This window comes from Metapseudomonas otitidis (genome assembly GCF_900111835.1).
In the GTDB taxonomy this organism is placed as follows: domain Bacteria; phylum Pseudomonadota; class Gammaproteobacteria; order Pseudomonadales; family Pseudomonadaceae; genus Metapseudomonas; species Metapseudomonas otitidis.
Map to the genome: position 1 here is coordinate 1 of NZ_FOJP01000040.1, position 10,334 is coordinate 10,334.

Sequence of the window (10,334 nt, forward strand, 5' to 3'; positions counted from 1 at the left end):
AGAGCCCAGAGCCCAGAGCCCAGAGCCCAGAGCCCAGAGAATTGTCGGAGGAGCAATCTCTGCCGTCTAGTCCACTAAGCAAGAAAAGTGACGGCGCAACCTCAATGGAGAGCGAAATGTGTTATGCACGGAAACTCTGTCTTGCGGCCAAGTCCCAAGTCATGGACATGTTCCAGGAAGCCCGGCTTGGCAAGGCCGTCGACCCAAGCACGACGTTGCCGCTGGTCGGAGAAATCGCTGCCTCGGTGCTGCGCCAACCTCATGCCCTCATCAGCGTCGCACGCATCAAAACGCACGACGATTACACCTACCTGCACTCGGTTGCCGTCTGCGCCCTGATGCTATCGCTGGCCCGGCATCTCGATCTAGACGAGGAGCAAACGCGCCTGGCTGGCATCGGCGGACTGATGCACGACCTAGGCAAGGCCGCGATGCCGCTGGAAGTGCTTAACAAACCAGGCAAGCTCACCGATGCCGAGTTCGCCATCATGAAGCGCCACCCTGTGGAGGGCGCAAAGATGCTGCGCGCAGGCGGGGCCGAGCCCGGGGTGGTGGACATTGCCCTGCACCATCACGAGAAGATCGACGGAACCGGCTACCCGGATCGCTTGGCCGGTGACGCCATTTCACTCCTGGCCCGCATGGGCGCAATCTGCGACGTCTATGATGCCGTGACGTCGGAGCGAGCCTACAAAAAGCCGTGGGACCCGTCCGCGGCGATGCGGCAGATGGCCAAGTGGGAGGGCCATTTCGACAAACGCATCTTCCACGCCTTCGTCAAGGCCGTGGGCATCTACCCCGTCGGCTCCTTGGTTCGCCTGTCCTCTCAGCGTCTGGCCGTTGTCGTTGAGCCGGGAATGGAATCACTGCTGACTCCCAAGGTTCGCGTGTTCTTCTCGCTACGCTCGAGAGAGCCGATCCCGATGCAGACCATCGACCTGGCGGCCACGAGTTGCAAGGACAGTATCACTGGCCCCGAAGACCCGACGCTCTGGAACTTCAAGAACCTCGACGACTTGTGGATGGAATAGCCCCCACAAAACGACGGCCCCGTGAGGGAGCCGTTGAACATCGTCGAGCGATGCCCGTCCAGGGAGGGATGGCCGAGCTCGATTCTCCAGAAGGTAGCTGGTGACACGAGTGTTGAGCCCACCCAACTAGGGTGACGGAAATTTCTGGGGTTCCGGCTTACATCCCCGTTCTGATCCCGAGTACTCACCCGCGCATAGCCAATTTTCATCAGAAGTACCGTTTACTCAACAGATAAATTGAAAATAGAACCTTGATTAACGATACCAGTATTTAAAACCATAATGAGGCTTAACTCAGAGCAGGGCTGGTCTTCCGTTAAAGTTCTATAAAACGAGGGTTTTATCGAACCATTGCGAAGCGGCAAGGAACGGGTGTATAAACACACAAACACCTGTTATTGGAGAAGTCATGAACACCACTCGCTGGAACGTCGCCGTCTCTACCGACACCGACCAATCGCTTCGCATGTTTCTGGCCAGCCAAGGCGGTGGCCGTAAGGGCGACCTGTCGCGCTTCATCGAAGAGGCGGTGCGGGCACACATCCTGGAACTGAGCGCTGAACAGGCCAAGGCTTTCAACGTCCATCTAAGTGAGGCAGAGCTGACCGACGCGGTTGATGAAGCGCTCGACTGGGCACGTAAACGCTGATGCGGGTTGTATTGGATACCAACATTCTATTCAGCGCGCTGATCTCACCGCATGGGGCCCCTGATGTGATCTATCGGGCCTGGCGTTCGGCTCGCTTCGAGGTAGTAACCTCACGGGCACAGCTCGATGAGATTCGGCGCGCTAGTCGATACCCCAAGCTTCAGGCCATCCTGCAGCCTGCCAAAGTCGGAGCCATGATCAACAACCTGCAACGCGCAGTAGTATTGGAGCGCTTGGTCATCGAGGTTGAAGCCGATGATCCGGATGATTCATTTCTGCTGGCCATGGCCTTGGCGGGCAATGCGGACTATCTGGTGACCGGTGATCGCCGCGCCGGCCTCTTGCAGCGCGGGCATATCGAACGCACGCGGATTGTCACCCCCGCGGTGTTCTGCGCCGAGGTACTGTGATCCATGCCGGTCGGCTTTCTGACCCAGGAGCAGCGCGACGGCTTTGGTCGCTACATCGAGGCACCCAGCCGTGATGAACTGGAGCGCTACTTCCACCTGAGCGATGAAGACCGTGAAGCCGTCCAGGTACTACGCGGCAACCATAACCGCCTGGGCTATGCCGTTCTGCTGACTACCGTTCGCTTCGTGGGTGTTTTGCCGGACAAGCCCGTTGCTGTGCCGGTGGAAGTCCTGCATGTACTTTGTCGGCAATTGGCAATCGCCGACCCTGACTGTCTTGCGCGTTACAGCGATCATCGTCGCTGGATACATACGGCCGATATTCAAGAGCGCTATGGCTATCGCCACTTTACAGACCCTGGCATCGGCTTTCGTTTGAGCCGCTGGCTGTATGCCCTCTGCTGGACAGGCACAGATCGGCCTGGTGTGCTGTTTGAACGAGCCGCCTCATGGCTGTTCACACAGAAAGTCCTATTGCCTGGGGTTTCCCAGTTAGAGCGTTTCATTGCCCAACTGCGTAGCCGCGTTGAAGAACGCCTCTGGTACACCTTAGGCCGCAGCGTGACCGAGGAACAGAGACAACACCTACAAGACTTGCTTCTGGTGGCTGAAGGCAACCGCAGTTCCCGGCTGGATCAACTACGCTCCGGCCCGGTGATGGTCAGTGGCCCTGCTCTGATTCGGGCGCTGCGTCGGCTGGATGATGTGCGTGGGTTGGGTATCGCCTTGCCGCCGGCTGCACATATCCCGCCCAGCCGTATTGCAGCCCTGGCCCGCTTTTCCAACACGGCCAAGGTCACGGCCATCAATCGACTGCCGGCGTCGCGCCGGTTGGCGACGCTGGTGGCGTTCGCGGTTTCCCTTGAAGCCAGTGCGCACGACGATGCGCTGGAAGTTCTGGAGGCGCTACTACGTGATATTTTCAACAATGCGGAGAAGGCTGACAAGAAAGCCCGGTTGCGTAGCCTAAAAGACCTGGATCGCTCGGCGGCAACACTCGCTGCTGCGTGCAAGGTCGTGCTGGATAGCTCGATCAGCGATGACAACGTCCGTTCCCAGCTGTTCAACGACCTGCCACGTGTCAGGCTGGAGAAAGCCCTGGAAGAGGTCACTGCGTTGATCCGTCCGGCCAACGATGTATTTTACCTCGCCCTGGAGGAGCGCTACCGCAGTGTGCGCCGCTTCCTTCCCGATCTTCTGAAACATATTCGCTTCGGCTTCAGTCCCGCCGGCAAGGGGGTGGCGGCTAGTCTGGACTGGTTGCAACTGAATCTACCTCGCAGGAAGCCCGAGGATGACGCGCCGCAGGAGATTGTTGCCAAGGCCTGGCAGAACCACATCACCCGCGAAGATGGCTCCCTCGACATGGGCGCCTATGTCTTCTGCACGCTCGATGCACTACGCACGGCCCTACGCCGCCGCGATGTCTTTGTTGCACCCAGTTGGCGCTATGCCGACCCGCGTATCGGTCTGCTCGATGGCGCAGAATGGCTGTCGGCGCGACCGATCATCTGCCGCTCACTGGGCTTGACCATCGACGCCAAAACCACTTTGGACGCTTTGTCTGCTGAGCTGGATTCAACTTGGCAGGCGGTTGCCGCCCGACTTCCCGACAACCCGGCCATCCAGCTAAGTGAGAGCGCAGAGGGTAAAACCGAGCTGTCCCTCGGGGCGCTGGACAAGTTGGAGGAGCCAAACTCGCTATTGCAACTGCGTGCAGCAGTGGCCGACTTGATGCCGCGTGTCGATCTGCCGGAAATCCTATTGGAAATCGCGGCCCGTACCGGCTTCGCTGAGGCCTTCACCCATGTATCCGAACGCAATACGCGGGCCGACAACCTGGTGACAAGTCTGTGCGCCGTGCTGCTGGGAGGCGCCTGTAACACCGGCCTGGAGCCATTGATCCGCAACGATAACCAAGCGCTGCGCCGTGATCGGCTGTCGTGGGTCAGCCAGAACTATCTCCGTGACGACACCCTGTCAGCAGCCAACGCCATTCTGGTGTCGGCGCAAAGCCAACTGGAGCTGGCTCAGATCTGGGGCGGCGGCGAAGTGGCCTCCGCCGATGGCATGCGTTTCGTCGTACCAGTGCGCACCGTGCATGCTGGGCCCAACCCGAAATACTTCGGTACCGGCCGGGCGTCACCTGGTACAACCTGATTTCCGACCAGTTCTCCGGCCTGAACGCCATCACAGTACCCGGCACCTTGCGCGACAGCCTGGTACTGCTTGCGGTTGTGCTGGAACAACAGACCGAATTGCAGCCCACACAAATCATGACCGATACCGGTGCCTACAGCGATGTGGTGTTCGGGTTGTTCCGTTTGCTCGGTTATCACTTCTGCCCGCGCTTGGCCGATGTCGGCGGCACCCGCTTCTGGCGCACACGCCCAGAAGCGGATTACGGCAAGCTCAACGGACTCGCCCGGCAGTCGGTCAAGCTCGACCTGATCGCGGAACACTGGGATGACCTACTACGCCTAGCTGGTTCACTCAAGCTCGGTCGAGTGCCGGCGACCGGCATCATGCGCACGCTGCAAACGGGAGATCGTCCGACCCGCCTGGCCCAAGCGCTGGCAGAGTTTGGGCGGATCGAGAAAACCCTGCACACACTGACCTACATCGATGATGAGTCCAAGCGCCGCGCCACCCTGACCCAACTGAACCGAGGCGAAGGTCGGCACAGCCTGGCCCGTGCCGTGTTCCATGGCAAACGCGGCGAGCTTCGCCAGCGCTATCGCGAAGGTCAAGAGGATCAACTCGGTGCTTTGGGCCTGGTGGTGAACATCATCGTGCTGTGGAACACCCTCTACATGACGGCAGCTGTGGAACGGCTAAAGCAGCACGGCTACCCGGTGCAGGAAGAGGATCTGGTTCGGCTGTCGCCGCTGATCTTCGAGCATATCAATATGTTGGGACGGTACTCCTTCGCGGTACCGGAAGAAGTCGCCCGAGGTGAGCTACGGCCACTGCGTAATCCAGAGGAAGACCTGTAGCTGTTTGTGATCGAAAGCGGCCATGCCCAGGCTGACGGTTATTTATTCTCAGGTAAAGAACTCAACCTCTCCACCCACAAGCTTATAGATAGCGCCTACAATTTTTATTTTCCCATCCTGCTCGAGCTTATTCAGGGTGGGGCTGTGTTGACGGATATCGGCCAGCGTCATCTTGATGTTGGTGCGGGCAACGGAATCGACAAAGTCATAGTTGTCAGCCGTACGCTCACCTGCGTATGCCGTTTCAGTAATTGCCGGTTTAATTTTGCTCAGCAATCCAGTCAGGTTTCCCAGTTCGGCGTTGGCAATGGCACCCTTCACCGCACCACAGGAGGTATGCCCCATCACCACTATTACCTTGGCCCCTGCCAGAGCACAGGCAAATTCCATGCTGCCGAGAATGTCTTCGTTTTCCACATTGCCAGCCACACGGCAGTTAAACGTTTCACCAATACCGGCATCCAGCAGGATTTCCGCCGGAGCGCGCGAATCAATACAGCTTAAAATTACCGCTGACGGATACTGCCCCTTTTGACTGGCGCGCTTTTGCGCCAAATAGTCATGCTGCTGCATTTTGCCTTCACGGAAACGCAGATTGCCAGATTTCAGGCTTTCAATGACCTCATCCGGCGTCATTTTATCTCGCTCTTCTTTGCTAAGCGCTGCGGCAAAAGACACTGAAGGCACAGTTAACCCGGCCACTCCAGTAATCGCCAATGTGGAAAGGGCAGCTCCGCGCTTGAGCAGCATGCGGCGGGATGGGTGTTGCGGGTCAGATTGGCTCATTGTTCAGCTCCTAGATTGTGGTGTTGGGCCACATTAACTCGGATGCACATTGCCGTAAGCAATACTTTCGAAAAGTACGGAAGATCAATCGAGGGAATTGCCTAGGAAGAAGGCTCTGAGCGGAGGTGGTAAGGCTTACGTTGGTTTTTGGTTCCATTGCTCCCCAAACCCCGACTTGGCGAGTTCGTCGAACTTGCGTCGGGCGTGCGCCGCACAGGCCGCCGAGACACGCTGCGGGAAGACCTTGGGGTCGAGCACCGAGTCATAGCCGCCGTAGCGGTCGCACACGAGCGTGCCGCTCCAGGGCGGATCCCGGCTCTCGGCGGGCCGGTCGGCCTGGCTGCCGGGTGGACTGGGCAGCCCGCCCAGGAAGGCCAGCGGGTACTTGCTGCCCCGCCCCGGACAGAAGTCGTAGACCACGCCGGGCCGGGGATCGAATTCCCCGCGTGCATAGGCCCAGACGTACGCTTTCCTGGTCTTGCCTGCACCCGGGTCCAGCATGTCCACCGTCGTCTCGTCGGCCTGCACGACCGCGCTGCCCAGCACGAAGCGCTTGAGCGCCTCGTACAGCGGGTGCAGCGCCGCGCCCGCCTGACCGGCCCACGCGGCCAGCGTCGAGCGCGGGGTGTGCACGCCCGAGCGGGCATTGATCGCCTCCTGCCGGTAGTACGGCACATGGTCGGCGAACCGGCTGATGAGCGTGTACGCCACCAGTCCGCTCGCCGGGATGCCCCGCTCAATGATCTGCGGCTCGGCGGGCTCCTGCACCAGGCGATCGACGCCCTGGCGCTGGCAGCACCGGCAGACCCACTTGCCCCGGATGTGCCGGTGCACGAAGAACTCCGCCGGCACGATGTCCAGTCGCTCGCTGACGTCCTCGCCCACCCGGGTCATCGGCTCGCCGCAGTCCACCGCCGGGCAGTGGGTGTCGGCCGGCTCGTGGTGATGCTCCACCCGGCGCAGGTGCTCGGGCAGCGCCTGCCGGCGCGGCGGCTGGGGCGCCTTCTCGGGAGTGACTGGCGGCGGCGACTGCCGGGCCTGCAACTCGGCGAGCTGCGCCTGCAGGTCCGCCTCGTCCTCGACCAGCGTCTCCAGGAAGAGCTGTCGCTGCTGCGCATCCATCGCCTCGGTGCGCGCGCCGAACTTCCAGCGCTTGAGCCGCGCCAGCTCGAACGTGATCTTCTCGATCTTCGCGTCCCGCCACACGATCTCGCCATCGCGCCGGGCAATCTCGCGCGCCTGCTGCTGGACATGCACCAGCATGCGCTGCGCCAGGGCCTCCAGGGCCTGTGGCGTCAGGCCCCTCAGGTCCTGGCTCTGGAGCGCGTCCATGTCATGCATGCGCCCATGCTGCCCGCACGAGGCCAGCCCCGCCATCGGCAACTTCAGCAATTGCGCCTCCGGCATCCGCTCACACCCGGGTGATCACCCGCCGCTCGTGCAGTCGCTGCCACGGCAGCCCCACGATCAGCGCATCGAATTGCTCCTGCGTCAGGGCCAGCGGGGTGCTCGACTCCAACCCCCGCGGCCACACGAAGTGCCCCGCGTTGAGTCGCCGGGCTGCGCACCACACCCCCCAGCCGTCATGGACGATCAGCTTCACGCGTGTGGCACGCGCATTCGCGAACAGGTAGCCGTGGTGGGCCTGCGCCGCCCCCAGCGTCTGCACCACACACGCCAGCAGCCGGTCCGCCCCGGCTCGCATGTCCACTGGCGCCGTGCACGCCCACAGCGCGTCGATGCGGATCACTTCGTCACCCCAGCGGCCAGTTCGCACAACCACGCCGCACACGCCTGGGCCTGCGCTGCCGGCCAGCTCACCGTCAGCCGGGCCGCGCCGCTGCGCCACTCGATGTGAATGTCTGGCGTGCTCGGGTTCGCCATGCCAGGGCCTTCGGCGCTCGGCCGCGGCCTGTCCGGTGCTGGCAAGGCCAGCGCTACGAACTGGGCATCGACCACCGGCGCCGGGTTGCCCGAGGCCATGGGTGCTGACGCCGCCGCCGGCACCTCACACCCAGATCCCAGCAGGCCTGCCCGCTTGACTCCCCGACCCGCCAGCCACTGACGCACCACGTTCGCGTTCAGCCCATGCCTGAGCGCCACTGCCGCGATCGACGCTCCAGGCTGTCGGCATTCGCCCAGCACCTTCGCCTTGAACTCGGCGTCGTGCACTCGCCGAGTCTTGTCCTTGTGTTCCATTGCTGTCCACCAATTCACATTGCTGGACACCATCGTCTCGGAGCTATCCAGCTCCTTCAAGGGGGCATGGCTGGTCGCTCACGCTGTGCCCCATGTGCGGTGGGCAGATGCGCATCATTGCCTTCATCACCCACAGCGCCGAAATCCGCCACATCCTGAACCACATCGGGGTGGAGTCTGCCCCCCCGCACATCACCCCGGCACGCGGGCCACCGCTGTGGGAGGGCTGCGACGCGCCGGTGGATGATGGTGCGCAAGGCGAGCCGGATTGGGATCTGGCAGCTCAACCCGACGAGGTAGACCAGCGCGTCAATTGGTGACCCAGTGAAGCGGCGGTATCCATCGCTGCGGGGAAGCAGCTGCGCGCGCGCCAGGCCCAAATGCATACTGCCTCCCAAGCTCTTGCCATTGAGCGGCAAGCGAGCGCTCAACCTTCCTTGGCCGAACGTGTTTCGAGGCCCAAAACTCGTGCCATACTTGGCCTCATGCGGTTGAATTTCCTATCCGTAAAGTCCTATTTCACCACAGCGCCAGCAGACTGCCCAGCAAGCGATGTCGCAGCCCGGCTGGATGCTGGCGGCTGTCTGTGTCTGAGGGAGCTCACAGCGTCATCAATCGGTGACAGCTCTACCCTGTAGCGACTTGCCAGCACGATACGGGGGTGATTCACTAACCGGCATTGCATACCGCCACAATAGCGGCGTCAGTCATAACCTGCGCGCTTCGTGGCTCCGCAAAACCCTGCTGTTTCAGCGGAGCCTTGAGCTTCCCACCTCGACCCGAGAACACCTGCCATGACCGATTCCCAGCAATGCATCACCCTGTGGGGCACGCCGCACTCCCTGTATACCGGCAAGATTCGCTCGTATCTGATCAAGAAAGGCATCAGCTTCCGCGAGCGCATGCCGGCTGAGCCGGCGTTTCAGCAGCGAGTCGTACCGGTGGTTGGTGCCGTGGTAGTACCCATTCTGGAGCTGGCCGATGGCACCATCGTGCAGGATACCAGCGACATGATCGACCATCTGGAGCAAGCCTTTCCCGCACGCCCGATGCTGCCGACCTCGCCGGTTCAGCGGGTAACCGCACTGCTGCTGGACGGCTTTGGTTCCGAGGGCCTGCTGGCCGCCGCCATGCACTATCGCTGGTCCTACCGCGCCGAGCAGGAACAATTCCTGCGCGCCGAATTCGGCCGCAGCGTGCACGCCGGCAACAACCGTGATGAGCGTCTGGCTGCAGGCGCGCAGATGATGAGCTACTTCAATTCCTTTCTGCCTTTCCTCGGTGTGACTCCGCAAAGCATCCCGGCACATGAGGCCGCCTATGAGGCGCTGCTGGATGCGCTGGACATTCACTTTCTCAGCCATCCGTACCTGCTCGGTGGTCACCCGAGCATTGCCGACTTCGGCTTTATGGCCCCGCTGTTTGCTCACCTCGGCCGCGACCCCTACCCGTCCGCGCTGATGAAAAATCGTGCACCGAATGTCTTCCGCTGGACCGAACGCATGAACCTTGCCGGTATCGGCGATGTCGAGTTTCCCGACCGTGCTGAAGCCTGGCTGCCCGACGATGCGCTTCCGGCCACCCTGGAGCCGGTTCTGGCGCTGCTGTTCAAGGACTGGGGCACTCTGCTGGCGGCGGATGCCGGGGCATTCAATGCCTGGAGCCAGGGACTGCCTGCAGGCACTCCGACGCATATAGCCCAGGAGCGCAAGATTCATCCCACCGTCGGCATGGTCGAGTATCAGTGGCGTGGCTGCAAAATCCAGCGCGCCAGTGCGCCACACGGTCTGTGGCTATTCGCCAAAGCCCAGGCAGCGGCCAACGGTCTGTCCGGTGCGGCGCAGCAGCGTGTAGCCGAACTGCTCAAGCGTACCGGCGGTGAGCCGGTCATGGCCTTGCAGCTGGCCCGGCAGATGAAGCGGGAGAACTACAACCTCGTCCTGCAATAGCCTTGCAGCCAGCCGGGCAATCACAAACCTGCGTCATGCAGGAGGATATTGCGCCAGGCGCTGGCCACAGCGGGTATCTGAGTAACCCCCGGCACTTCAAGGGTTCAGCGGAACGCCTGCATGCTATGTTCGCGCACTGGCCGGGGCCAGTTGAATGTTGCGGGCAGCGCGCGTGGAGGGTGGCCTCGGCGCGTAGCGACAGCCCGCCAAGGCCAACTTCCCTGTACCGGCTTACTGCCCATCCTGCATCCACGAATTACCGCGGTAGGTTGGGTTGAGCCACGCGAAGCCCAACAGGTATCAATGCACCGCTT

8 protein-coding genes and 2 pseudogenes are annotated in these 10,334 nt (G+C 61.6%); 6 read left to right on the top strand and 4 right to left on the bottom strand.

Annotated elements, in window-relative coordinates:
* Positions 1-161 precede the first annotated feature (161 nt).
* The 4 genes and pseudogenes from BM198_RS29025 (at position 162) to BM198_RS29040 (ending at position 5,086) form a co-directional block, all read left to right on the top strand.
* The gene (locus BM198_RS29025) at positions 162-1,031 is read left to right on the top strand and encodes an HD-GYP domain-containing protein (RefSeq protein WP_223198360.1); all 870 of its coding nucleotides are present in this window, start codon (positions 162-164) and stop codon (positions 1,029-1,031) included.
* Between the two features lie 409 nt (positions 1,032-1,440).
* Positions 1,441-1,680 (top strand): ribbon-helix-helix domain-containing protein, encoded by a 240-nt coding sequence (locus BM198_RS29030; RefSeq protein ID WP_034011918.1) that lies wholly within the window; start codon positions 1,441-1,443, stop codon positions 1,678-1,680.
* Positions 1,680-2,090 (top strand): putative toxin-antitoxin system toxin component, PIN family, encoded by a 411-nt coding sequence (locus tag BM198_RS29035; RefSeq protein ID WP_034011919.1) that lies wholly within the window; start codon positions 1,680-1,682, stop codon positions 2,088-2,090. The genes BM198_RS29030 and BM198_RS29035 overlap by 1 nt, the downstream gene beginning before the upstream one ends.
* 3 nt (positions 2,091-2,093) lie before the next feature.
* Positions 2,094-5,086: pseudogene (locus tag BM198_RS29040) on the top strand (Tn3 family transposase).
* Positions 5,087-5,134: 48 nt separating this feature from the next.
* On the opposite strand, the gene BM198_RS29045 reads toward BM198_RS29040, so the two are convergent.
* From BM198_RS29045 to BM198_RS29060, 4 genes are all read right to left on the bottom strand, one after another.
* Positions 5,135-5,872 (bottom strand): carbonic anhydrase, encoded by a 738-nt coding sequence (locus BM198_RS29045; protein WP_034011920.1) that lies wholly within the window; start codon positions 5,870-5,872, stop codon positions 5,135-5,137.
* Between the two features lie 135 nt (positions 5,873-6,007).
* Positions 6,008-7,279: an IS66 family transposase gene (tnpC, locus tag BM198_RS29050; protein WP_052168544.1), complete on the bottom strand. Its 1,272-nt coding sequence runs from the start codon at positions 7,277-7,279 to the stop codon at positions 6,008-6,010.
* Positions 7,280-7,283: 4 nt separating this feature from the next.
* Positions 7,284-7,622 (bottom strand): IS66 family insertion sequence element accessory protein TnpB, encoded by a 339-nt coding sequence (tnpB, locus tag BM198_RS29055; RefSeq protein WP_034011921.1) that lies wholly within the window; start codon positions 7,620-7,622, stop codon positions 7,284-7,286.
* Positions 7,619-8,071 carry a transposase gene (locus BM198_RS29060; protein ID WP_034011932.1) on the bottom strand — a complete coding sequence of 151 codons (453 nt, stop codon included), beginning with the start codon at positions 8,069-8,071 and terminating at the stop codon, positions 7,619-7,621. The genes tnpB and BM198_RS29060 overlap by 4 nt, the downstream gene beginning before the upstream one ends.
* A gap of 80 nt (positions 8,072-8,151) precedes the next feature.
* On the opposite strand from BM198_RS29060, the pseudogene BM198_RS29065 reads away from it, so the two are divergent.
* A pseudogene (locus BM198_RS29065) lies at positions 8,152-8,391 on the top strand (IS91 family transposase); the annotation flags it as partial.
* 474 nt (positions 8,392-8,865) lie between these two features.
* Positions 8,866-10,020, top strand: coding sequence for a glutathione S-transferase family protein (locus BM198_RS29075; protein WP_034011923.1), 1,155 nt, complete (start codon positions 8,866-8,868; stop codon positions 10,018-10,020).
* Positions 10,021-10,334: the final 314 nt, after the last annotated feature.

What these genes read in the sequence shown, in the direction of transcription:
- tnpC (WP_052168544.1), bottom strand. Translation starts at nt 7,279, where the DNA reads ATGCCGGAGGCGCAATTGCTGAAGTTGCCGATGGCGGGGCTGGCCTCG.
- BM198_RS29025 (WP_223198360.1), top strand. Translation starts at nt 162, where the DNA reads ATGGACATGTTCCAGGAAGCCCGGCTTGGCAAGGCCGTCGACCCAAGC.
- BM198_RS29045 (WP_034011920.1), bottom strand. Translation starts at nt 5,872, where the DNA reads ATGAGCCAATCTGACCCGCAACACCCATCCCGCCGCATGCTGCTCAAG.
- BM198_RS29030 (WP_034011918.1), top strand. Translation starts at nt 1,441, where the DNA reads ATGAACACCACTCGCTGGAACGTCGCCGTCTCTACCGACACCGACCAA.
- BM198_RS29060 (WP_034011932.1), bottom strand. Translation starts at nt 8,071, where the DNA reads ATGGAACACAAGGACAAGACTCGGCGAGTGCACGACGCCGAGTTCAAG.
- BM198_RS29035 (WP_034011919.1), top strand. Translation starts at nt 1,680, where the DNA reads ATGCGGGTTGTATTGGATACCAACATTCTATTCAGCGCGCTGATCTCA.
- BM198_RS29075 (WP_034011923.1), top strand. Translation starts at nt 8,866, where the DNA reads ATGACCGATTCCCAGCAATGCATCACCCTGTGGGGCACGCCGCACTCC.